Genomic DNA, 24,287 nt, shown 5'->3' on the forward strand with positions numbered 1-24,287 from the left:
TCAGTTACCCATTAGTTGGAGTGTCTGCGGCGACATGGCATTCCACAGCGTCTCCCGCGCCTCTTTGGCCTCGCGCAATGCCTTGCGCCCGAATGCAGTCACCCGGAAAAACCGCTTGCGGCGACCGCCCCGCTCGGCGGTCGCCCCGCCCATTTCGGACGAGAGATAGCCTTTTTCCTCCAACCGCTGCAAAGTAGTGTGCACGGTACTGAACCCGACGGCCCGCCCGGTCTTCTGGTCGAGCTCCTGCGCGACGGTGACCGCGTAGGCTTCTTCCGCCAGTAGCGCCACCGTGAGGAGCACGACCTCTTCCAGCTCCCCTAGAAATGTTCTTTTCATGGCTAAAAGTATTTATTCCGATAATGTCGGGCAAATGCCATGCCAAATTCCGAAACCGGCCATTAACCCCTCAAAAACAGGTTTTTAAGTATTTAAATCAGCCCTTGCATGTCCGATTCCGAACATCGTAACCGTCAAACCGGACAATGAGGACAATGCCACAGGGTGGCTACCTGTTTATACCAATCGAACGGCGATTTAGCGGTTGACCTTTTACGGGCTTTCCATGCTCGGATTAGGCGGCTCCTACGGAGCCCAAATGTGGGTTGTACCTGGGTTGCTATAAACTGGATGGCCCGCCGGGCCACGTTTTATCTTGCTTTTACTCCATTCATCCTAACATGCCAACTCCTTTCTCCTGACTTGTTTGGCCCGTTGGTAGCCTTACTACTTATAGGATTCCAACGCCTCGAAATCGGTCTGCTCTTTTAAAATTTTCTTCAAACCCTCCACATTCATTGTCAGCCCTGCTTCGGCGTCGGGCGCGGTGTCTTCGTTGATGATGCCGATGGGACCGCGGTAAGGGCTGTCGCGGATGATGCGGATCATTTCGGCTTCTGCGTCGCCCTGGCCAATGGGCACTACTTTTACGGGATTTCCCTTTTTAAGCCCCATGAGGTTGACGGCCATTAAATGCGGGAGTATTTTCGGGAAAAATTGCGGAAAACGCTCAATGTCCTCCTCGGCGTGATGCAGGTTGTAAACGATCCCGATGTTCGGGCGTTTGAGATAATCCATCACTTCCAGCTGGTTTTCAGGCATTCCGTACCAGCCGCCGTGGTTGTAAAGACCTAACATACAGCCGATTTCGGCTGCTTTGTCGGCAATGTAGGCCACTGGTTTGGCCACTGCTTCCACCTTCTGTTGCTGGGTCATTTTGTCCATGTCTTTTATCCCACCGATCATGCACCAGATTTCGGTTTTGGTATTGTGGCGTTTCAGCAAATCGAGGATAATGGGCAGGTTTTTGTCGTTTTCCGGGTTCGGGCCGGAATAGAGCCAGAATGCCTGTAATTTGATCCCATGCTTTTTCAATGCTTCGAGCTCGGCGTCGAATTCGGGAATGTGCTTTTCGCGCCAGTCGTAAGCAAGCATGGTGAAACCCAGCTTGTTGAGCATTTCGGCCCGCTGCACAGGACTACGCTCTTTGGAATCGAATGGGACAATGCACCAGGCGATGAGGTTTTGCCGGGCGTAGATGTTGTCGGTACCCGCGGATTTTTGGCCCAAAGTAAGCTGCGAAACAAGCAGCAGCATCGACAGAAGCGTTTTTTGGATCATGGGAAATTTTGAATGAGTGAATGAGTGACCGGGTCGCCGGAGCGATGAGTAAATATGGCAGTTCGTTTATTAGACAACTTCTAATCCTGCGCCTGCGCAATCCGTAAATGCCGTCAGGCATGCAATATTGGTAGCAAAAAGCCCCTTATCTAACGTGCCATTAATGCCGTCAGGCATGTTACAACGACGCACTGCGCAATCCCTGTTGTTACATCCCTGACGGGATTAGTGGGACTATCGGTAAACATTTTTCTACCAATATTACATCGCGTCGCGATTGCTGCGTCTAATCTAGTGCATCTATTAGTTAACTGCTAATCCTGTGCCTGCGCAATTCGTGTAAATGCCGTCAGGCATGCAATATTGGTAGCAAAAAGTCCCACATCCAAAGCGCCACGAATGCTGTCAGGCATGTAACAACATGCGCGCAAATGCCGTCAGGCATGCAATATCGGTAGCAAAAAGCCCCTTATCCAAAGCGCCACGAATGCCGTCAGGCATGTAACAACAATGCACTGCGCAATCCGTGTTGTTACATCCCTGACGGGATTTGTGGACTATCGGTAAACATTTTTCTACCAATATTACATCGCTTCGCGATTTATTCAATCATTGTCGGCGATCCGGTCAATCATCGCTCCGGCGGCCCGGTCAGTCAGTCATTCAATCATTCACTCGTTCACTCATTCACTCATTCACTCATTCACTCATTCACTCATCGCTCCGGCGACCCGGTCACCCATTCCCCTTTCACCCCTTCACTCATGCTTTCTTATAAAATTTTAATTTTTTTCAAAAACCGACCTTCGGGTCGTTTGGGGTAATGCTACTATGAGGTGATATTAGCATTAACACCTCATGCCAAGCAGCTTATTTACACGTTTATTCCTCCTGATTTCAATCAGTTTTATTGGGTTACAAGGGTTTGCCCAGAAAGTCCCTTCTGTTACCGGTTATGTGAAGACGGAATCGGGCGAGGCGTTGCCCGGGGCGACGGTTTCCCTGCTTAAAACACCACACGGCGTTACTACCGATGCGAACGGCTTTTTCACGTTACCGAACGTTAAAGCGGGCAGTTATACGATCCAGGCCACGCTCATGGGCTATAAGGCGATGTCCGAAACGGTTAGCATCCAGGCTGGAAAAACGGCCTCTCTGAGCTTTCAACTCAAAGAAAACCAGCAGAATCTCAGCGAAGTGAGCGTTTACGGGAAAACGGAAACGCAGGTGGTGAAGGAGCAGGCATTTACCGTGAATGCCATTGAAACAAAACAATTCCAGAACACCACCGCCGATTTGAACCAGGTGCTCAACCGCAGTGCGGGTGTGCGCATCCGTGAGCAGGGCGGGCTGGGTTCGAACTTCAATTTTTCGATCAACGGGCTGTCGGGCAAGGCGGTGAAGTACTTTATCGACGGCGTGCCTATGGAAGTAATGGGCAGCGCGATGTCGCTGAACAACATCCCGGTAAACCTTTCGGAGCGGATTGAAGTGTACAAAGGCGTGGTGCCGGTGCAGCTGGGTTCTGATGCGATGGGCGGCGCCGTGAATGTGATCACAAACCAGAAGCAGACCAATTATCTCGACCTCAGCCACAGCTACGGCTCGTTTAACACCCACCGTTCGGCGGTGACGGCCCAGTATGTGCACAAGCCAACGGGCATTACCGTGAAAGCGAGCGGCTTTTTCAATTATTCCGACAACAATTATAAAATGAAGGGCGTCGAGATCCTGGAAGGCGGCACGCGGGTCGGCAACCAGATCACCGATCTCAATGGCGCCAACTTCGTGACAACCAACGTGAAGCGCTTCCACGATCACTACCGCTCCGGAATGGGCCAGGTGGAGGTGGGTATTTCCAACAAAAGCTGGGCCGACGTGCTGTATGCCGGATTTGGCTATTCGGAAACGCGACAGGACCAGCAAACGGGTTTCGAGCAAGCGATCGTGTATGGCAATGTGGACCGGAAAGGAAAGTCGTCGACAGCGACATTGCGTTACAAGAAAAGCAATTTGCTCGTTAGCGGACTGGATGTGAATGTGTTCGCATCGCTTTCCAAAGACAAATTCCTGACCGCCGACACGCTGCTGCGCCAATATTACTGGGATGGTTCGTGGACGGTTAAGGGCGCAACGGAAATGGGCGGGGTTAAATCGCTTTCGCACATCAACCGCCCGCGCTCGTTTATGCGGGCAAATGCGAGCTACACGCTCAGCGATCAGCATTCATTTAATATCAACTACACTTTCGACCGCCTCAAAAACGAGAACTACAATGAGCTGCTCGTCTCCGGCGACGATATGCCGGGCATTATGACGAAGCAAATCCTCGGCCTGGCCTACCAGCAGGAGCTGCTCAACAAGCGCTGGACGAATACGTTTTTTATCAAATACTACGGCCTGGGGCTTGAACGGAAGAAATGGATCGACAATAGTTACCAGACGCTGAACGACAAATTCCCGAACTACGGCTACGGCGCGGCGTCGCGCTACAAGATCCTCCCCGACCTTGGCATAAAGCTGTCCCTTGAACACACGTTTCGCTTGCAGGAAGTGGAAGAAGTTTTCGGCGACGGCCTGAACCTGCAACCGAATCCCGATCTCAAACCCGAGCGCAGCGACAATGTGAACCTGGGCTCCTACTACGGCTTCCGCACCGGCAAACACCGGTTTTTTGCAGAAGCGGCGGGATTTTACCGCAATGCCTCGGACTTCATTTACCCCGTGGCCGACCAGCGTTCGAAGGCTTTGAAGAATGAAAATAAATCCAATGTGCGCGTGACCGGCTTCGAAGCCGAACTCCGGTACGACTACGCGGACCTGCTGTCGTTCAATGTGAATGCGACCTATCAGAGTGCCGTCAACATGACCAAATTCGGCAGCACGACTTCCAATTTGCCCGAAGCGACCTACAAGAACAAGATCCCTAACCAGCCGTGGTTCTTCGGCAATGCCAACTTCGGCATCGGGAAAAGTGATGTATTTACAAAAGGTTCGCGCCTGCAATTCAGCTGGTTTACGCAATATGTGCATTGGTTTTACCTGACCTGGGAGGCATTCGGCAATGTAAATGGCAAATCCACCATCCCGAGCCAGCTGATCCACAACGCAACGCTGAGCTACTCATTCCGCGATGGCCGCTACAATGTCTCCGCGGAATGCCGCAACCTCACCGATGACCTTGCCTACGACAATTTCAGGCTCCAAAAACCCGGTCGCGCTTTTGCATTGAAACTCAGGTATTTTATTCAGTAATCAACCCAAATTTTCATCTATAACACCCAAAATGAACAGATTTTTCAGCTATCAGGCAAAAGCCATCATGGTGGCCCTCACTGCTTTCGCCCTGAACGGATGCAGCGACAGCGACGACAACAACGGCGGCACGCCCGTGCAGGAAGAAGGCAAGTATTCAGCCGTGCTCTGCGTGGGCGCCTGGCCTAACACCGCCTATTACATTGCCGACGTGCCGTCACTCATGGGCGGCAGCATCAGCCTCAAAGGCAACGGCGCCGAAATGACCGGCAAAGTGTATGCACAGGACATTATCCAGAAAGACGGATTTTACTACCATGCCAACTTCGGCAGCGGGCGTTTCGGCAAATACCATGTCGAAAAGGGCGTATTGGTGATCGACAAGGAAGTGCCTTTTACGTTCCTGAATTGGAGCTCGTACGTGTGGGTCGACGATCAGACGCTCGTGATTCTGGGCGATGCAGAAGGCGAAGGTCGCTATGCGATCGTGAAAGTGGCCGATATGACACTCACCACCGGCAAACTTGATTTGAAAGCGAAACCGGCAGGATTTACAGGTTACAACATCGGCTTCGCCGAGTACCGCGACGGAAAGCTGTTCCTCGGCTACGGCTACGCATTTTCGGACTGGTCTCAGGACCCGCTACCGGTGAACCCGGATTTCAATGTGGCAGTAGTGAGCTACCCTTCGATGAAAACCGAAAGTGTGATCACCGACAACCGTACCACCACTCCGGGCGGACCGATCGTGTATGCACCGGCGTCTTTCAAGGATGAAAACGGCGATATCTATTTCGTGAGCGACCCGGTGGCGGGCTACGACTACAAATCGCCTTCGGTGGTATACCGCATCAAAAACGGCGCTACCACCCTCGACCCGACCTATTTCTTCGATCTCTCGGCGAAAACCGATTTCGGAATGGGCGCGGCCATGTGGTACATCGGCAACGGCAAGGCGGTGGTGCGCACGCGTATCAAAGGCGAGTCCATCGACGCCGTGCATTCGTTCTCGATCATTGATGTAAGAACCGGCACATTCATCAAGAAACTCGACCTCCCCGACGATGAAGGCGAACGCATGGTGAATGCCGTGGTAGTGGAAGACGGCAAGGCTTACATTGCCGTGAACGGCGCCGACAGGGACTACATCTGGGAATACGATCCCGCAGCCGACAAGCTGACCAGAGGTGCTGAGTTTGTCGACGGTGTCGATTTCATTCTTCGCCTGGAAAAGACGAAGTAGGAAAGCATTGTCTCATAGTTTCAAAACTCCCGCTCACCGAATTCGCTGGCCGGGAGTTTTGCTTTTTTGGTCAGCTGGTTGAGATTATAGCTAAGGTTTAACAGGAAAATGTCGGTTTCCTGAATGTAGTTGGTGGTCGTGAAAAAATCCTTTCCCCAGGTAGATATGCGCTGCTGATTGGCGCCGGTAATGCCCAGGTCCATATTCTGCCATTGCAATGTGGCGGCGAGCTTGCCTTTCAGGAACGTCTTCTTTACCGACAGTGAGGGATTCACGAACCGCGAGTCCTCCCCTTGCGCCGTCACCCTTTTGGACAAGTAGCTGATCCCCCATTGCAACTGCCATGCCGGTGCGATTTTGAATGTAGAGGTAGCGTTGACGGAATATACTACGCTCGACGTGTTCACCACTACCGTATTTCGGAAAAGCCCGCCTTCGATCGCGTACCGGTACACGTTTGCGCCCGCGTAAAGTTGCCACCATCTGGTCACATTTGCATTTCCACCTGCTTCTATGCCCCAGGAGGTTGCCAGGCCCGCATTGGTGTAAATGCGGTTGATGATGCTATCGTTGTAGACGCTGTTCACGCGGTTCAACACGTTGTCGATCCGCTGATGATACAGGGTCAGAAACGCGCTGCCTTTTTCAAATTCCTTAACTAAACCGGCTTCCGCCTGGCCGATAAACTCCGGCAAAATGTCCGGGTCGCCCGATTCGAGGGTTTCGGAATGCTCGCGTTCGGGGAATGGGTTGAGCTCGTTGTTGGTGGTGCGCTGCACGCGGCGTGTGTAGCCTGCCTTCGCGCGCCAGCCTTTGGAAAATGCATATTGCAGCTGGGCCGACGGAAAGAAATTAGAGAGGTTAAGATCACGGGTTTCCGTGCCCCCGGCGGTGAATTGGCGCGTCGCGTATTCATACCGCAAACCGCCCGAATATTCCAGCTTCCCCGATTTCCCGCTATACTGCCCGTACACCGAATGAATATGGTTCAACAGCCGCGTACGGTTCGAAAATTGCGGCACCTCCACAAATTCGCCCGTTTCCAGGTTTTGATCAAGGTATTGAAATACCCCTTTTTGTTCCTGGTTCCGGTACTGATAACCGGCTTCCAGTTTGCCTTTGCCAATGGGCACGACGTAATCTGCTTGCAGGCGAAATGCATTTAATGGATTCTCGCCGGGATTGCGCGTGCTCTGCAGCGTGCGGTTGCGGCCGGGTTCGGACAGGTTCATGTTCGTGGTCAGGCCGTCAAGGTCCGCCGCTTCGATCAGCCCCGACAGCGTCAGTTCGGATTTGTTCCCAAAACGGTGCAGGTAATCGAGGTTAGCGGACGTTACATCGGCCGTTTTCCTGGCAATATTGGAGTTAAAATAAATGATCTGTCCCAGGTTCTGCCCCGTTTCCAGGTCGGTTTTTGTATTGTTATAAACCAGGTCTGCTCTCCGCGACTGAAAGCGGTATCCTTTGTAAAAACCTGCCGAAATCACATTCGAAGGGTCGGCCGTGAAGCTCACCGACGCCCGCGCCGTGTAGTTGTACCGTTTGAAACTACGCTCGCCGTCGGACGGGAAGGTAGTAAAAATGCCGTCGATGGTCGTATTCACATCGCCCACTCTCCTTCCGGCGAGGTCGTTCCGCAGGTAATTACCGCTCAGGTTCACCTCCCATTTTCCGGCCCGCAAACCCCACGAGGCATCCGCCCCGAATCGCTGCGGGTTTTTCAGGTTGTTGTAAGTGCGGACCGATGGCAATCCGCCCAGAATATTCACAATCAGACTTTGACTGTTCTTTTCAGCGGTCTTGGTGGTGATATTAATGATGCCTGATTTGCCATCCGGATCGAAACGAGCCGAAGGACTGGTAATGATTTCGACGTTTTCAATGCTGTTGGCGGGGATCTGGTTGAGCACTACCGACGGGTCGGTCTGCACGGGTTTGCCGTTCACGAGCACCAGGAAGCCCGTGGAGCCACGTAAGGTAATGTCGCCTTCGCTGTTCACCGTTACCGACGGCGTGTTTTTGAGTACATCCACCGCCGTGCCGCCCTGGCTGCCCAGAAACGCACCGGCACGATACACCTGGCGATCGATCCGGCTTTCCACCGCATTGCGGTTGTCGGTTACTTCCACGGCGTCCAGTACACGCCCGTCGGCCAGCAATGCAATGGGCGCAAGCTCCTCCACGCCAGCTGGCACTGTGGTGCGCACCGTATTGTATCCCATATATTGCGTTTCAAGATAATATGCCTCCGCACCAGGCTTGTCGAACCGGAAATTGCCTGTGTCGTCGGCTAGCACGCCGCTTACCAACGCCGAGTCGGCCGAGCGGTACAATGCAACGGACGCATAAGGCAGCCCCTGGCCGGTCTGCCGGTCGGTGACTTTGCCGGAAATAGAAGGTTTGCGCTGCGCCCCGGCCGTGGCCAACAGGCAAAAAAGGAATGCAAGGGTTAAAAGGAATCTCATGCGGGCTAAATGTGCGCGTTCATGGTGTTGAGCAACGCGGCAAAAATAACCCTACAAATCAAGTAGACTTTTGTACTTTCAGTCCGAATTCTGGTACATTCAGGAAATTCCCTTGCGATAAATACTTGGCAAAACGCCCGTTTGCCTTTTGAAGAACTTATTGAAATGCGAAGGATCGGTAAAACCGAGCTCGTAGGCGATTTCCCCCAGGTTAGCCTGCGAGTACAACAGCCTCCGTTTACTTTCGGCCGTGAGCTTTTCGCCGATCACCGCCCCGGCCGTCTTGTCGAGAAACTTCCGGCAATTGGCATTCAAGGTTTTGGCGGTGACATTCAGGGCATTGGCATACCAGGCTACTTCGTGCCGGGACTGATAATGGGCCGCTACCAGGTCGAAGAACGATTTGAGCAATGCCGGCTCGGGCCGCGTGCGGTCGATGTGCGTTTCGCGTTGCAGGAGGTTGAAGAGCAGCAAAAGGTACGTCTGGATTATAGCCTGGTAGTTCGGTCGCTGCTCAGCGTGTTCGGCTTCGATACTTTCAAAAATGCCCTGAATGGTCGAGGCTGTGCTTTCCAGTTGGTAGCCGCTGCTGAATGCGAGCGGGAATGTCTGGAAAAGTGCGTCATACAGCGGATGACCGAGCAGGAAATCTTTTTGAACCATCATCACAAAGCCCTTTGGAATGGCCGTCAGCTCCCAGTTATGAATCTGGCCGGGCATTACCAGGTACAGGCTATTGCCGGAGACGGGGAAGCGATGGTGGTCGATCTGGTGAAGGCCTTCGCCCTGCGTCAGAAAAATGATTTCGAGATATTCCTTATGCCCGTGCGGACGGGTGGTTTTGATGACCTCTTTCATTCTCTTGATCCGGAACAACTCATTGTTTTCCAGCTTATTCTTAATCTCGATTTGCATTCGGGCCGGGGCGCTTTGGGATAATGGCAGGTAGAAAGGGCTGCAAAGTAAATGAAAAACAGCTCATCACGAAAAAGAGGGTGCCCCGAAACAGGGCACCCTCTCGCACTTTAGCTACTCTAAATAATGGCGTTATGCCTGTTTCGCGAGCTGGATGTTCGCGAGGATTTTGATGTTTTCGCCCAGGGCGAGGCCGCCGGTTTCGGTGAGTGAGTTGAATGTCACGCCGAATTCCTTGCGGTCGATCGTGCCGCTTACCTCGAATCCTACCTTGATATTGCCCCAGGGATCGCGCTCGGTGCCGCCGTATTCCGCGGCCAGCTCCACTTCTTTCGTTACGCCCTTGATCGTCAGGTCGCCTACAAGTTTATAAAGGTCGCCTTTGTCCTTTCTCAGGGATGTGGATACGAAACGGAACTCGGGGTATTTCTCGGCTTCGAAGAAATCGGCATTGCGTAAATGCTCGTCGCGGCCCGGCTGACCGGTATCCACGCTGTTGACGTCAATCGAAAAATTGACATTTGCATTCTCAAAATTGTCACCCTCCGTTGAAGCGGAACCGCTGAATGTGCGGAAGAATCCGGTTACGGTTGAAATGACGAGGTGTTTCACTTTAAACTGCACTTCTGAATGTGCAACGTCTACGGTCCAGGTTGTCTTTGACATGATTTCATTGTGTTTGGATGGTATGAATAGTGCCCGGCGGCGATGCCTGCCATGGTCGGGCGGCGATACAAAATTAGGGCGTAACCCAACCGCTGATCGACCGCTAACCCCGAGGTTACCGCTATCCTATACGATAGCGCACCCGTTTTTTGGCCTATTCAAGTGCTTTTCCATCCCTAGTACCGTGTGGCGTGCGAGGGGGCCTTTCGGCTCCCGGCGTGGTGACAATCAATGAATCAGATTCCGGCTAATGCGCATTAGCGGAGTGGGTTTCGTTTTGCAGGATGATAAATGGCAGGTACACATTCCAATCGGCCTTCACCTCTTCCTGGTTCAGAAATCCTTTGGAATAATTACCCAGCACGATGTCCGGGCGGCCATCACCGTTCCAGTCGTTCACATCCATGCAAATCCAGCGGCCCTGCCCGGCAATGGGCGGCGAAAAGGGCTGGAATTTCAAGCCATTGCCTCCTTCGTTTCGGAGATAGAGAAACTTTTCACCGGGGTTTCGCAGAAGGTCCGCGAAGAATGCGACGCAAGCGATATCAGGGTCTCCGTCGCCGTCAAAATCTACCGAAATGGCCTTTGTGGCTCCGTTTACAGGAAAAAACCAGCTTTGCTCTAAACGAAAATCGCCTTTGTTGAGATAAATATAAATGCCGTGATAAGGTTTGAGAATGCGGGAATAATCGCTATTGTCGCCGGCGGTGTAAAGGATATCGGGAAGCCCGTCGCCATTGAAATCGGTGAGCTGGAAACTGGACGAACCGTAAACAGGCGGAAACCGGAGCAAAGGCTTTTCGGAAAACCCACCTTTGCGATCATTGGTAAAAAGCCAGATGCCTTCCTGCGCATGCGCGAAGAGCGCGATAATATCCGGCCAGCCGTCGCCGTCGAAGTCGCCCGTGTAGGATTGCGTTGCACCTGCCGCTTCGCGGATGGGGATTTGTTCAAACTTCCCGTCATTCAGCTGGCGGAATTCATAAAGCCCGCCCTGGTTATGGCCGAAAGCCGAAACTACGTAATCCGTTTTACCGTCGCGGTTGAAATCCGCCGCAGCCGTATGCAGCGGCCTGCGCAGTCCTGTTATCAAAGGCTTCGGATCGTTGGCACCGGATCGTTTGAAACGGCGGAGCTCGCCCTGCGTGACGTCGTAGGCACGCATTTCTCCCACCACGGTGAGCACGGGCTCGTCTTCAAACAACATATGCATCGCCGGTGATGAGAGCGGCGCTTTCATTGTTTTCGTCATTGCCGTGTTCCAGGCCATGAGCGAAGGCGTTTCGGAACTGCTCGTGTAAATCGTGCTGCGTGCGCTGTCGATGGCCACGAGCGTCGTGGTGGCAATACGCGAGGTGTCGGTAGCGGGGGTTTTCAGGCTGAAACCGGCCCATTCTTCGCACACGGGCACGGTCGGGCGGGCAGCGGGCAGGCTCACGGGCGCGAGGGAGTCGTAATAAGCAACGATCTGCATCCATTCGGCGATGGGCATAGCGGCGCGCTCGCCGGCAAAATACTGATTGCGCTGCCACACTTCAATCCCGAAATATTGGGCCATTACCGGCAGTACGCGGTTTTTCCAGGTATCCTTGTCGAGCAATGCAGGATCTACCGGCAAATGGCAGGTGCTGCAATGCCTTTGGGCCGCATCCCGTCCCTGTGCCAGTTCGCCGGTCAGCTCGTTTTCCCCCGATTGTCCGCTCGTACCGCACGCCTGCATGCACACCGCCACCGCAAAAATGCCGAGCGGCAATCCTGAAAGCCATTTTAACCAGTTCATATAATTTTCAATAATCCTCTATAAAAACAAAAAGGGGCAGTTTATAACTGCCCCTCCGGCGATAACCGCCTTCTTCGGTATTAGCTTGTTATTGATAACCCGGATTTTGCTTCAATGACGATACGCCATTTTTAGTACTAAGGTCGATCTGCCGTTGCGGGATCGGGAAGTACTCATTCACATTTTTCAGGAACTTGCCGCCCCGCACGTCAGGGGTGATTTTCCCTTCAAATGCAATGTAGGAATTGAGCGTCTGCTCGGCGATACCCCAGCGCGACAGGTCGAAGAAACGGTGACCTTCCATCGCCAGTTCCAGCTTACGCTCGAAATAGATGGCTGCAAGCGATCCGTCTTTTCCTTTTGCCGCAAATGCACCTGCCGGATATTGCGCGACTTTGTAATTCGCAGCCGGCGTTTTGGTGAATCCAGCCATTGGTTTCGAAGGATCGGCGTAAGTGTACACCCAGCTTTCGGGTTTCGCGGCGCGGGCGCGGACGCGGTTTACATATTCCTGCGCTTTGGCGAGGTTGTTCAGCTGCGCTTCCGCTTCCGCTGCCATCAGGAGCACGTCCGCAAACCGGATTACCTGAATATTGATCGCCGTTCCCGGAGCCCATGAATGCTGATCGGAATACTTATCCTGCGTTGCCTGCCAGTAAATATTCTTTTTAGGCGAATAAGGTCCTGCGTAGCTCTGGTCGCGGATCCATGACTGCCCCGGGTGATTTCCCCAATCGAGGAACGGGATACCGCGGCGGCCTACCGTCCAGTCGATCCGCGGATCGAGCGCGGTGGTGACGTCCGGCGCGAATGCGGCGTCGGATTTGACACCCATATCGTTTTTCAGGGTTGTCGCATTGTAGTTGTCCACTTTGGGCAAACCATTGGCGTCGGTCTGGAACGAATTGGCCAGGTCGAGGCTCGGCTGGTAGAACCCGCAGCAGCGGAACGGCGAGTTGTACGGGAAGTTGAGCATGCCGCCGGTATTGGCATTGTCGATGGTGTTGGTACCATCGTTAGCCGCCATCTGGATCGCGAAAACCGACTCCGCGAGGTTCTTTTGCGCCGCATCGAAGTTGTCCTGGTATTTCGGCAGCAGGTCGTATTTCAGGCCATTGCTCGTTACACCCTGCGTGATCACCTGGTCGAAAATCGTTTTGGCATCGGCAAATTTCTTCTCGTACAGATAAGTTTTCGCAAGGTAAGCCGCAGCCGCCCATTTGTTGGCACGGCCCACTTCCGACTGTGTTGCCGGAAGGTTATCCATCGCAAACCGGAAATCCTCTTCAATTTTCGGCCAGATGTCCGCATCGTTTTTCACGGCTGCCGGGTCGGGTGTATTCTCGTCCACCCAGGGCACCATGTTGAACATTTTTTTCAATTCCGAATAGTAATGCCCGCGCAGGAAGCGTGCCTGAGCCGTGTAATCGGTCTTTTCGGCATCGGTGATTCCCGAAGTGACGAGCGGAATGAACCGCAGCACGCTATTGGCCCGGTTGATGCCCTCGTAGGCAGCGCGCCATTTGCTGTTGAAAAACCCATTGCTCGGACCGGCGCTGTAAATCATGATGGAGTTGATCCCCGGCTGGTCGGCGCCGTCGCTGCCTTTTTTGGCGTCTCCGCCGGCAATGCTGCCGTAAATCCAGTTGTCGGCGGCGGCATCCCAGGCGCTGGCAGCACCTACCCCGTTCCCATCGAGCGCCGCATATGCGCCGATCAGCAGGCTTTGCACACCGGCTTTGGTGCTCAGCTGGGCATCGCTCAGCGACCCTAGTGCGGGTTTATCGAGGAAACTCTCTTGGCAGGAATATGAAATCAGACCGAAAATTGCGACCAGCGCTATTTTTGAAAATCTAAATGTCTTCATCTCTTTCTGTTTTTAAATACAGTGAATTAGAATGTCAGGTTTAAACCAACCAGGAACTGGCGCGTGTTTGGATAAACCCCTTCGTCCAGACCGAATGCCGTAGAACCAGCCACCTGGCTTTGTCCAACCTCTGGGTCCGGACCGGAATATTTCGTGATCGTGAACAGGTTGGCCGTTTGCACATACACGCGCAGGCGGTCGATTTTCAGCGCCTGGGTCAGGCTCTTAGGCAGTGTGTAGCCGATCTGTGCGTTTTTGGCGCGCAGGTAAGAGCCGTTTTCCACGTAGTAAGAGTTGGGCACGTTGGTGGTGCTGAAAGAACCGGTGTTTTCCTGAATAGGCGCCGTAGCGTTGGTGCGCTCGGGTGTCCAGGAATCGTACAATGCCGTGTTGCTTTTTGCGCCCTGGAAGTTGGTGTAGAAGTCGTGCCACCATTTCAGGTTGTTCCAGATCTGGTTGCCCTGTACACCGTAAAGGAAGATACCGAAATCGAAGTTTTTATAGGTAGCACCGATATTCAGACCGTAGCTGAACTTAGGGCTTGGGTTACCGAGGAACGTGCGGTCGTCGGCGGTGATAATGCCGTCGCCATTCACATCCTCATAGCGGAAACGTCCTACTTTCACTTCGTTCTGATAAATGGCCGCCGGGTTACCGCTCTTTTCAGCAGCCTGCGCGTTAGCCGCGTCGATTTCCGCCTGCGAGTTCCAGAAACCCACGATGTTGTACCCGAAGAACTGGCCGATCGAGTGGTTCACCGCGTTGCGAACGATCGTGCTGCCATTGAAACGGCGGCCTTCCTGGTCGAAATAGCTTACACCGTCGGTGATTTTCACGATTTTGTTGTTATAAGTCGTAAGCGTAACGGTGGCATTCAGTTTCAGGTCCTTGCCAATGTTCTTTTCGCCGTAGATCGACATATCGATACCTTTGTTCTTCATCTTACCGATGTTCACAGCGGGTGCAGTTCCCTGGCCCACGGTTCCTGCGAGTTCAGGTGAGAAAAGCAGGTCGTCGATGTTCTTCTGATAGTAGTCGATCGTGAAATCAATGGCTCCGTTGAACAACTGCGCGTCGATACCGATGTTGGAGTTGATGTTACCCTCCCATTTGGCGTTCGGGTTACCTACGCGGGTGCGCTGGAAGCCCAGCACCGTGCTGTTTCCGGTTCCTTTGATGTCGTAGAATGCAAAGCTCCTGTTCTGACCGTAGGTAGTAAATGCATTCGCAGGGTCCACATTGAACTGGTTACCCATTATCCCCCATCCACCGCGGATTTTCAGGTCGGTAAGCCAGGTTGCCGAGCGCATGAATGCCTCTTCTTTCAGCCTCCATCCCGCACTCACTGCCGGGAACCAGCCGTATTGCGAGGTAAAGCGCGAAGAACCGTCGCGGCGTAATGTACCGCTCAAAAGGTATTTGTCTTTGAAATTGTAGTCAATGCGGCCGATGTAGGAGAACAATGCATCTGCCGAACGGTTGGAGAAGTTGGTAGGTGTTCCCGAACCGGTCGAAAGGCTGGTGTAGTTAGGGTCGAAAGAGAAATAGTTCTGCGTCGATCCGCCTACTTCGCGGTAGGTGCTGTTGTATGCTTCCGTTCCCAAAAGCACTTTCACATTGTGCTTGTCGTTAAACGAGTGCTCGTAGGTAACGGTGTTGGTCCAGGTCCAGTTGTAGCCCGAGTTCACGCGTTCCGAGTAGGAATTGGTCGTCACGTTTTCGGAGTTCTCCCATTCAGGATAGGCAAATGTATTCTCCGCATAAGTGAACTGCCCGCCACCGAAGCTTGTACGGAAGTTGAAATCTTTGAGGAAATCCACCTCTGCAAACATGTTACCAAACAGGCTGTTAACCACCCCACGGTTGTTGCGAGCGCGGTCGCGGATCGCGACGGGGTTTTTGGCATTACCCAGGCCGCTACCGAATGAACCGGCATAGTTACCCTGGATATCGTACACCGGGATGATCGGCTGCATGCGGTAAGCCATACCGATACCACCGCCTTCTTCGAGGATACCCGTACGCGGGTTGTTCACGAGGGTAAGCGCGATGTTTTCACCCACGCGGATGTTTTTCGTGATGTTGTACTGGCTGTTGGCGCGGATCGTGTAGCGTTTCAGGAAAGTGTTCATCAGGTTACCCTGCTGGTTGAAATGATTGAACGAAAACAGGTAGTTACCCTGCTCGCCGCCGCCGCTCACCGAGAGGTTGTGGCTCTGGATCGGCGCATTCTTGAACACCTCGTGGAACCAGTCGGTACCCTGCTTGTTGGCCTTCACAATGCGGTAAAAGGAGTCCATATCCGCTTTGTCGGTGTAGTTCGGGTTCACGTAATATTTCGAAAGGTCCACGCTGCCTTCTTTCGCACCGGTAGGCACGATGTAGTCGGGAAGCACAGGCGATTCTCCGCTGCCGTACTGTGGATCGTTGATCGCCGCTCCCGAGTTTTTCAATGCGAGGAATTTCAGGTCGGCCATTCCCTGCGGCGAAAGAATGTCGTACACATTGCCTTTCGGAACGGTTTGTGTGCCGTAGAACATGTCGTAGCTTACTTTCACTTTGCCCTGGCCACGCTTGGTGGTAATGATCACTACCCCGTTGGAAGCGCGCGAACCGTAAATGGAAGCCGAACCGGCATCTTTCAATACCTGCATCGAAGCCACGTCATTGGGGTTCAGGTTGTTGATATCCTGGGTAGGCACGCCGTCCACCACGAACAATGGCGTGTTGTTTCCGAACGAGTTGATACCGCGGATACGGATCTGCGGCGCTTGTCCCGGCTGGCCGGAAGTAAGGACGGTCACACCGGAGGCACGGCCTTGCAGCTGGTTGCTCAGGTTGGCATTCGGCTGCTCGGTCAGTTCCGATACTTTCACGATCGATACCGCACCGGTGAGGTCCTTGCGGCTGGCGGTTCCATAACCTACCACCACCACTTCGTTCAGCAGTTTTTCGTCCTGCGTGAGCGTCACGTCGAGCACATTCTGGCCTGCGGCTACGTCCACATCTTTGGAAGTAAATCCTACAAAGCTGAATGTAAGGGTCACATTGCCATCCGGCGCGTCGATTTTGTAAGCGCCGTCGGCATCAGTACCTGTACCGCGGGAGGTGCCTTTCACCACCACCGAAACGCCCGGAAGGAAGGAGCCGCTCGCATCGGTAACCACCCCTGAAATAGTCCGGTCTACGGTCGCCGACTTGTAGCTTTGCGGGTTCAGCCTTTCGACGGGCATTTTCACCCTTTTCAGGATGATCTGCTTGCCTGAGACTTCAAAATCGAGGTTCAAAGGCGTCAGGATGGTTTTCAGCGCGGCGCCCAGCTGTTCCTGCCGGACATTCACGCTTACCTTCCGCTCCGCCTTGATCAGACTGGAACTGTACAGAAATTTGATTTTAACCTGGTCTTCTATCGCTGACAACACTTTACGGACGTCCTGGTTCTGCACCTGGATCGTCACACGGTTATTCAGGACCTCCTGCGCTTCGGTAACACCAGCCACGGCCACGGTCGTCAGGAGTGCAGCAATGATGAGTTGCATACAACTGAATCTCATAAGGATCTGCCAATAAGCATAGTTAGGATACAATTTTTTCATAACTTTACTAAGTTTTGTAACATGGAAAATGGGCAAAACGAATCCTCCATCCGCTGGTAACGGATGTAATCGTAATGGGGATGAATTCAGGGTTGGTGATGGTGCAACATCGCCAACCTTTTTTTGTAGGGAAGTTTTGGTTAAATCATAGAAGCAGCAGGGTTAGGGTTGTCAGTTAGGTTTGTTATGCATTTGGTAAAATCTTGAATTTCAATTACATCCGTGACCCGAGATGATCATCCGGCCGTCCACTATCTGAAAATCGGCCTCGATGCCTTTGCAAATGAGGTCCATCTTTTCATAGAGACTTTCGTTTGTGAAAGAGGCAGTGAGCAGGCATTGGCTGAATAAACGGTCGTCATATACGATGTCGATCCCGTACGTTTCCTCGATGTTGCTGAACAGCTGCGCCACCGGCATATCCTGGAATTTCTGCAACGGTGCTGGTAACACCGCCGACACAAGAACTTCCGGTGATTCCACCAATTCTTTGCGGATTTGTATCTGATCTCTCGAAAAAAGCACTTTTTGGTTCGGGGTGATGATCGTTCCCGCGAGTTCCGGGGTGGCTATACCCTCGCACACTTCGGTGTCGGTGCGGGGAAAAACCGATACTTTGCCGGTCTTGACGCACACTTCCACCTGTTTCGCATCCTCGAACGCCTTTACCATAAAGCTCGTACCCAACACCTTGGTGACCAACTCATTGGAATACACCACAAACGGACGCTGGCGGTTTTTGGTTACTGTAAAAAACGCATGTCCCGACAGGTACACTTCGCGCAATGCATTGTCCATGAATGCCCTGCGATAACTTACGCTGCTTTTAGGCTGCAACAATATCGTGCTGCTATCGGGCAATGTGAGCAGAATCGGTGCGATGGTCGTGTTCGTTTGCTCGATTAGTGGCTCTTCCACGGCCGACAACAGTTCTGAATAACTCACATGGTTGTCGTGACGGTTGGGTTTCCGCAGCCAGCCGATCACTACCAGCACCACCGCAGCGGCCGTGAGTGAAGCGCCCAGCCTGAACCATAACCTCCTCGCCTGCCCGCCGCCCGTCGTTTCCCGCCGGCTCTGGATTCCTTCCAACATGGATGCCACCTGGTCGTCTGCCGGGAAATCCTCTTCCATCTGCGATTGTATGCCCAGGAGCAGTGATCTTGCGCCTGCTATTGCTTCTGATTTTTCGGGGTGTTGCAATAAAAAGTTGTTCCAAAAATCATCGGATTCGCGGTCCGGGGTCAGCACCCAGGACTTGAAATGTCGATCTTCCAGAAAATCAGCTAATCCGTAATGATAGTAACTCATCGGATATGATTATTTAATGAAAAAATGTAAACATGGTGCTCATAAGGAAAGAGCAAATGCGAAGGCGGTTTAACTCGTTTGGCGCGAATTATTTTAGAAGAAAAATGAAAAGGCCGGAAATGGCGGCTGAAATGGTGAGTTGGCGCAGCTTGCTTACTGCCCGCTGCACAAGGTTGCGCACCGATTGCTCATTGATCGTGAGCATTTCGGAAATTTGTGAGTAGCTGAAATCCTGGTAGTAGCGCAGCATGAGCACCTCATATTGCCGGCCGGGCAGGCTTTTGAGCCAGGCATCGAGCTCATCCTTTTGCTTCTGGAACTGCTCCGATTCGATGATCTCGCTTTCCTTCGAAAGTTCCACCGGGTGGAAGCCTTCGTCGATGTATTCCCAGCGCTCATTGAAACGGCCGTTGCCAGCCTTATGAATGCGCCTGCGAAGCGAGCGGAATAGGTAAAAACGGGGAGATTCGGCGTCGGCCAGGCGGGAGCGGCTTTGCCAGAGATCGATAAACAAATCCTGAACGAGGTCCTCGATCACCGCATCTTCGGTAGCGAGTTTCTTTCCATAACTATACAGCACCCGTACATACCGCTGGTAGAGTGCCGTAAATGCCTCTTCATCACCCTGGCGAAAGCGTTGCCAGAGGACTTTATCGTCGTTATCAGTAAAAGTTGAAGCCAAATAGTCAGGATTTTTGCTTTGTCCAAAAATACTAAAAAATGTTCAAATAGAACAATTTCACTAATAAATCTCACCATATATTGGCATATTGTTATGCAATATTGGCATGTTTTGATACATAAATGGCTGGTTACATAGCAATTACGCGGGCAACCACAGGTGAAAAACAGCCCCTTCGCCTGGGTGTGATTCGGCAGAAACGTAGCCATTGTGCTGCTCAATGATTTTCTTGACAATGCTCAGCCCGATTCCCGTTCCGGCATATTCCTGCCTGCGGTGTAGCCGCTGAAACAGCGCGAATATCTTCTCACTAAACTCCGGCTCGAAGCCGATCCCGTTGTCCCGGATCGTGATGTGGTAATAGTCGCCTTCGCGCGGCCCGGTACCGGCAAGCGGGATGTCCCGTCCGGCCTCGCGGCGGCCGGTGATCCGGATTTCGGGCTTTCCGTTCGAGAATTTGAGCGAGTTGCTGATAAGATTGGAAAACAGCTGGTTCATTTGCAGCACATTGGCGCGGAGCACGGGCAGGTTTTCGCACACCACCGCCGCCTGCTTTTCCTCGATCGCCAGCTCGAAATCCACGCGAATGTCGTCGATGACCTTGTTCAAATCCACCAGTTGCAAGTTTTCGCCATTTTCGGAAAGACGGCTGTACGACAGTACCGACTGGATCAGCTCGCCCATACGCTGCGATGCGAGGTAAATTTTCTTGAAATAACCCTTCGAAAGGTCGCTATCGAAATCGTTGCGTTCGATGAGGTGAATGAATGTCTGGATCTTGCGCAGCGGCTCCTGAAGGTCGTGGCTGGCCACGTAGTTGAACGATTCCAGTTCTTTGTTGGCATGGAGCAGGTCTTGTGTCCGCTGGTCCACTTTTCGTTCGAGTTCCTCCGTGAAAATGCGCTGGTCGTGCGAATCGGAAAACGCGCCGATCCAGTTGATAATGCTGCCCATTTCGTCGCGAATGGGCTCTCCGATGCCGGAATGCCAGCGGTATTCGCCGGTTTTGCTTCGCAGGCGCACTTCCGCCTTGTAGCCTGCGCCTGTTGCCAGGCTGTATGCCCAGCTTTCTGAAATGGCTTCAAGGTCGTCCGGGTGGACGATCTGCCGCCAGGAATGCTCGTCTGTCGGCGCCACACCCGAATATTCCATCCATCGCCCCGAAGCGAAAAGCACATGGCCTTTTTCGTCGGTCATCCACACCAGCTGGGGTAATGTTTCCGTGAGCGTCCTGAACTGCTTTTCGCTCGCTTCGATCTTGCTCCGCGCGCTCGACATGCGCATTTGCGCCTGCGCCCGCACGATGAGCTCCCTGCTCGAAAACGGCTTTACAATGTAATCATCCGCACCGATCTCGATCCCCTCGATCCTCGACTCCTCTCCTGCCCGGGCGGTGATCAGGATAATGGGCGTTTGGGCGATCACCGGATCATTTTTCACGGCCTTTAACAATGCAATTCCGTCCATTTCGGGCATCATCACATCGCTCAACACGAGCGCCGGCCGGTGCCGCCGGATGATTTCGAGGGCTTCCACGCCATTGGAAGCGGTTAAGGTATCGTATTCGCTGCCCAAGAGCGACTGGATGTGCTGGCGCATGTCGGCATTGTCGTCGGCAATCAGGACGCAATTTTTGCCGCCATTGTCGCACGACTTGTCGCTTCGGGCGGCAAATTGCCCCGCAGCCAGCAGCGTTTCAGCTTCTTTGATATAAAAATCGGAGATCGCCTCGGCCATTTCCGGGTCTGTTTCGAACACTTGCGACGCGTCCAGGTGCTTGTTGCCAAGCGGCACGGTTACTGTGAAGCGACTGCCTTTGCCCTCCATGCTCTCCACGCCAATGTCGCCTCCGTGCAAATGCACCAGTTCCCGGATCAGCGACAAGCCTATGCCGGTGCCTTCGTAGGTACGCCCGGCCGAGTTTTGCACGCGGTGAAAACGCTCGAACACATGCGGAAGCTCATGCGCGGGAATGCCCACGCCCGTATCGCTTACCGCCAGCCGTACGGCCTTCTCCTCCGCGCTCAGTTCCAGTGTGATCGTGCCTTCCAGGGTATATTTGAATGCATTGGACAAAAGATTGAAAACCACTTTCTCCCACATCGGCCGGTCTACGTACGCATCGCATTCATCCCCGGCCACCTTCACCTCGAACTGCATACCCGCCTTTTCGATCACCGAACGGAAATTGGAAGCCAGGTTTTGGGTGTAAGCCGCCAGGTCCGTCCGCACAAACCGTGCGTGGCCGCGGCCGCCTTCCATTCTGCTGAAATCCAGGAGCGTATTCACGAGTTTCAGCAAACGCAGCGCATTGCGGTGGGTCACTTCCACTTTGGCTTTTTCCGCTTCCGACCATTCGGGCGCATTGAGGCGGAGCAATTCTTCAAGCGGACCGAGCATGAGCATGAGCGGCGTGCGGAACTCGTGGCTGATATTGGTAAAAAACAAGGTCTTGGCCTTGTCCAGCTCTTCCAGCGCACGCAGCCGCCGCTGTTCTTCTTCGTAGGCCATCACATTGCCGAGGCCCAGCGCAATGCGGTCGGCGATCTGTTGCAGGAAGTTCCGGTAGGCCTCATCCAGCTTTCGGTAGGGGTTCAATCCCACCGCGAGCAATGCCAGCGGATACTTGCGGCTAGCCGACTGGATGGGCAGGTAAGCCACATACTTCGGCGCTACATCCCAGCCGCCCCTTGCAAGATCCTCCCATTGTCCGCGGTTGAGGGCTTCGGTGGCTTTGTTATCCTCCACGGCGCGGGCGAAATGCACATAGCGCCCGGCATCTTCCGATAGCCGGATTTGCGCGTCGAGCCGGCTGTCCGTTCCCTCCACGCCCGAAGTGGCCACGAGATCGGCGCGCTCGCCGTCCTCGGAGATTTTATACAATACTGCAAAAGGAAAGTCCAGCACGTTGGCCGACAATGCCCGGCCTACCTGGGCGAAAACCTCCCCTTCGCGCTTCCTTTCGCCCAGCGTATCGAGCTGCTGCATGGTTTTGAGCGCGCGCTCGCTGAGAATGCGTTCGGTATCGGCGGTGTTGTAGCAAATGATGCCGGCTGGGCGGCCGTCGTCGCCCAGCACGGGTGTGTAGGAGAATGTATAATAAGTTTCCTCGGGAAAACCGCTTCGGACCATGATCAGCAGCCGGGATTCCACATAAGTGCCCTCATCGCGCTGCATTGCCCGCGACAACATCGGTTCTATCTCTTTCCAGATGTCTTTCCACACCACCGATGCCGGGTCACCGAGTGCGTGCGGATGCTTTCCCCGGACTATATCAATGTAAGCGTCGTTGTAAAATTTCAGCAAATTGGGCCCCCATCCTATCCAGATGGGCTGTTTAGAGCTGAGCATGATGCGGATACACGTTCTCAGGCTCTGCGGCCAGCCGCCCGGACTCCCCAGTTCAGTAGCCGACCAATCGAATTCCCGTATGCGCCGTCCCATTTCACCACCACCCGCCAGAAATTCCAATGCGGTTTGTTCCCTCGGGTCGGTCATATGGCAGTCCTTTTATCGATCACATTTATAAAATCTCTTCTGAGCTCTTCAATATCCGGACTCTTCTTCATAAACCCCGATGCCCCCAGCTCCATGCACCGCGTCACGATCTCCCGCTGGTCCGACGTCGAATACATATAGATCGGCGTTCCGTCCAGCCGTGGGTTTTGTTTCAATTCGGCGAGCAGTTCCATGCCGTTCATTTTAGGCATGTTGATATCTATAAAAATCAGATTGGGCTTGTAGGCAGGCTCGCCCAGCTTTTGGAGCGCCTGGATGCCATCGCATGCGAAATCGCAGGCTACATTCGTGCCTGTGTCCTGAATTGTGAGGAGGAAAATTTCCTGGTCGTCGATATCATCATCTACCAGGAGAATCGAAATATTTCCGGGTGTCTTCATTTCTTAACTTAATCAGCGCTGTCCGTTTCCACCTGCATTGCATATACGTCGGTGACCGGCACATTATAGGCGTTAATTTTGTAACTGCAAAAGTTATTCCATTGACCGGCTGAGATTCCGCATTGCCAGATCAACCGATTAAACGGCCCGTGATTCGGCGAGCATCAGGGTACCTGCCTGAACGCGCCTCAGTGTTGGGAAAAATTTGCACGTATGTCCAATATCGGGGAAAAGTCGACCATTTTTGTAGTAATAATTCAAAATAAATACTACAAGTATCGAATTAATTAACTTTTCTGTATACTTGCGGACACAACAATTGTTTCCCAACACCTATTATCCATGAAGAAAAATTTCCTTCGCTTGTGGCTGCTCATGCTCATGACGGCCGTATCCATGTCGTGCGGCGACGATGATGACAAAACCCCCGAGACGATCCGCCTGGAAGATTCCTGGAAGGACGGCTGGAACGCGCAAAAGGTGCTCGACATTGCCAAGGGGCAACGCCCGGCGCCATCGGTGTACCTGGATGAAAAGTATATCAACTTCCACCTCGCCCAATTCGCCGGCGGAGCCACCTACCTCGTTACGAAAAAAGCATTGGACGACTACGGCCGCGACACACTCGGCTATCCCGACAACACCCAGTTTGTGATGACCAAAGCGGAAATGGACGCAATGCTCACCAAAACCGGAAAGGACATCAGCAAAATTGAGAAAGAATTGGGCATCCCTGCCGACAGCTGGAAAGGCAAGGAAATGGTACGGATTTCGATCCCCGACCCGAAAACGCTGAACGTGCGCCTGCCTACCGGCAACGAAATGGGCGCCAACAGCTTATGGCTCCCGGGCGGGCATTTGCCGACGGGCTATTCCGAGGCCGTTGTAAACCGCATTCCGAAAGGAAAATACACTGAGACACCACTATAACCCATGAAAAAGGAGGCGGCGCGTTGGGCGACGCGCCGCCATTCCGTTTTTTACGACG

15 protein-coding genes are annotated in these 24,287 nt (G+C 53.2%); 3 read left to right on the plus strand and 12 right to left on the minus strand.

What is annotated here, in order from left to right; genetic code table 11:
* Both DFER_RS07150 and DFER_RS07155 read right to left on the minus strand, forming a co-directional pair.
* The gene (locus tag DFER_RS07150) at positions 1–339 is read right to left on the minus strand and encodes a PadR family transcriptional regulator (RefSeq protein ID WP_015810951.1); all 339 of its coding nucleotides are present in this window, start codon (positions 337–339) and stop codon (positions 1–3) included.
* Positions 340–726: 387 nt separating this feature from the next.
* Complete coding sequence (locus DFER_RS07155) at positions 727–1,620, minus strand: sugar phosphate isomerase/epimerase family protein (protein ID WP_015810952.1); 894 nt, start codon at positions 1,618–1,620, stop codon at positions 727–729.
* A gap of 858 nt (positions 1,621–2,478) precedes the next feature.
* Between DFER_RS07155 and DFER_RS07160 the strand changes: the two genes are divergently transcribed.
* A complete protein-coding gene (locus DFER_RS07160) occupies positions 2,479–4,875 on the plus strand; it encodes a TonB-dependent receptor (protein ID WP_015810953.1) in 2,397 nt (798 codons plus the stop codon).
* Positions 4,876–4,906: 31 nt separating this feature from the next.
* A complete protein-coding gene (locus tag DFER_RS07165) occupies positions 4,907–6,118 on the plus strand; it encodes a DUF4374 domain-containing protein (RefSeq protein WP_015810954.1) in 1,212 nt (403 codons plus the stop codon).
* Positions 6,119–6,138: 20 nt separating this feature from the next.
* Here the strand turns inward: DFER_RS07165 and DFER_RS07170 are convergent, their stop codons facing one another.
* The 10 genes from DFER_RS07170 to DFER_RS07215 all read right to left on the minus strand — a co-directional run bounded on the left by DFER_RS07170 (position 6,139) and on the right by DFER_RS07215 (position 23,299).
* The gene (locus tag DFER_RS07170; RefSeq protein ID WP_015810955.1) at positions 6,139–8,583 is read right to left on the minus strand and encodes a TonB-dependent receptor domain-containing protein; all 2,445 of its coding nucleotides are present in this window, start codon (positions 8,581–8,583) and stop codon (positions 6,139–6,141) included.
* Between the two features lie 99 nt (positions 8,584–8,682).
* Positions 8,683–9,498: a helix-turn-helix domain-containing protein gene (locus tag DFER_RS07175; protein ID WP_015810956.1), complete on the minus strand. Its 816-nt coding sequence runs from the start codon at positions 9,496–9,498 to the stop codon at positions 8,683–8,685.
* Positions 9,499–9,630: 132 nt separating this feature from the next.
* Positions 9,631–10,164, minus strand: coding sequence for a YceI family protein (locus tag DFER_RS07180; RefSeq protein WP_015810957.1), 534 nt, complete (start codon positions 10,162–10,164; stop codon positions 9,631–9,633).
* Positions 10,165–10,411: 247 nt separating this feature from the next.
* Positions 10,412–11,944 carry an FG-GAP repeat domain-containing protein gene (locus tag DFER_RS07185; RefSeq protein WP_015810958.1) on the minus strand — a complete coding sequence of 511 codons (1,533 nt, stop codon included), beginning with the start codon at positions 11,942–11,944 and terminating at the stop codon, positions 10,412–10,414.
* Between the two features lie 88 nt (positions 11,945–12,032).
* Positions 12,033–13,811 (minus strand): RagB/SusD family nutrient uptake outer membrane protein, encoded by a 1,779-nt coding sequence (locus DFER_RS07190; protein WP_015810959.1) that lies wholly within the window; start codon positions 13,809–13,811, stop codon positions 12,033–12,035.
* Between the two features lie 26 nt (positions 13,812–13,837).
* The gene (locus DFER_RS07195) at positions 13,838–17,407 is read right to left on the minus strand and encodes a TonB-dependent receptor (protein ID WP_015810960.1); all 3,570 of its coding nucleotides are present in this window, start codon (positions 17,405–17,407) and stop codon (positions 13,838–13,840) included.
* 210 nt (positions 17,408–17,617) lie between these two features.
* Entirely contained in the window at positions 17,618–18,718 is a 1,101-nt protein-coding gene (locus DFER_RS07200) for a FecR family protein (protein WP_015810961.1), read from the minus strand.
* An 88-nt stretch (positions 18,719–18,806) separates the two neighbouring features.
* Complete coding sequence (locus DFER_RS07205; RefSeq protein WP_015810962.1) at positions 18,807–19,400, minus strand: RNA polymerase sigma factor; 594 nt, start codon at positions 19,398–19,400, stop codon at positions 18,807–18,809.
* Between the two features lie 141 nt (positions 19,401–19,541).
* Entirely contained in the window at positions 19,542–22,898 is a 3,357-nt protein-coding gene (locus DFER_RS07210; protein WP_015810963.1) for a sensor histidine kinase, read from the minus strand.
* A complete protein-coding gene (locus DFER_RS07215) occupies positions 22,895–23,299 on the minus strand; it encodes a response regulator (protein WP_015810964.1) in 405 nt (134 codons plus the stop codon). Before DFER_RS07215 ends, DFER_RS07210 begins: the two co-directional genes overlap by 4 nt.
* 342 nt (positions 23,300–23,641) lie before the next feature.
* On the opposite strand from DFER_RS07215, the gene DFER_RS07220 reads away from it, so the two are divergent.
* Complete coding sequence (locus DFER_RS07220) at positions 23,642–24,229, plus strand: hypothetical protein (protein WP_015810965.1); 588 nt, start codon at positions 23,642–23,644, stop codon at positions 24,227–24,229.
* The last annotated feature ends 58 nt before the right edge of the window (positions 24,230–24,287 follow it).

It is taken from the genome of Dyadobacter fermentans DSM 18053 (assembly GCF_000023125.1).
GTDB lineage: Bacteria > Bacteroidota > Bacteroidia > Cytophagales > Spirosomataceae > Dyadobacter > Dyadobacter fermentans.

Excerpts from the sequence above, each read along its gene's own strand:
- DFER_RS07210 (WP_015810963.1), bottom strand. The coding sequence starts at position 22,898 with ATGACCGACCCGAGGGAACAAACCGCATTGGAATTTCTGGCGGGTGGT.
- DFER_RS07150 (WP_015810951.1), bottom strand. The coding sequence starts at position 339 with ATGAAAAGAACATTTCTAGGGGAGCTGGAAGAGGTCGTGCTCCTCACG.
- DFER_RS07180 (WP_015810957.1), bottom strand. The coding sequence starts at position 10,164 with ATGTCAAAGACAACCTGGACCGTAGACGTTGCACATTCAGAAGTGCAG.
- DFER_RS07175 (WP_015810956.1), bottom strand. The coding sequence starts at position 9,498 with ATGCAAATCGAGATTAAGAATAAGCTGGAAAACAATGAGTTGTTCCGG.
- DFER_RS07200 (WP_015810961.1), bottom strand. The coding sequence starts at position 18,718 with ATGAGTTACTATCATTACGGATTAGCTGATTTTCTGGAAGATCGACAT.
- DFER_RS07185 (WP_015810958.1), bottom strand. The coding sequence starts at position 11,944 with ATGAACTGGTTAAAATGGCTTTCAGGATTGCCGCTCGGCATTTTTGCG.
- DFER_RS07165 (WP_015810954.1), top strand. The coding sequence starts at position 4,907 with ATGAACAGATTTTTCAGCTATCAGGCAAAAGCCATCATGGTGGCCCTC.
- DFER_RS07215 (WP_015810964.1), bottom strand. The coding sequence starts at position 23,299 with ATGAAGACACCCGGAAATATTTCGATTCTCCTGGTAGATGATGATATC.
- DFER_RS07220 (WP_015810965.1), top strand. The coding sequence starts at position 23,642 with ATGAAGAAAAATTTCCTTCGCTTGTGGCTGCTCATGCTCATGACGGCC.
- DFER_RS07190 (WP_015810959.1), bottom strand. The coding sequence starts at position 13,811 with ATGAAGACATTTAGATTTTCAAAAATAGCGCTGGTCGCAATTTTCGGT.
- DFER_RS07170 (WP_015810955.1), bottom strand. The coding sequence starts at position 8,583 with ATGAGATTCCTTTTAACCCTTGCATTCCTTTTTTGCCTGTTGGCCACG.
- DFER_RS07195 (WP_015810960.1), bottom strand. The coding sequence starts at position 17,407 with ATGAAAAAATTGTATCCTAACTATGCTTATTGGCAGATCCTTATGAGA.
- DFER_RS07160 (WP_015810953.1), top strand. The coding sequence starts at position 2,479 with ATGCCAAGCAGCTTATTTACACGTTTATTCCTCCTGATTTCAATCAGT.
- DFER_RS07155 (WP_015810952.1), bottom strand. The coding sequence starts at position 1,620 with ATGATCCAAAAAACGCTTCTGTCGATGCTGCTGCTTGTTTCGCAGCTT.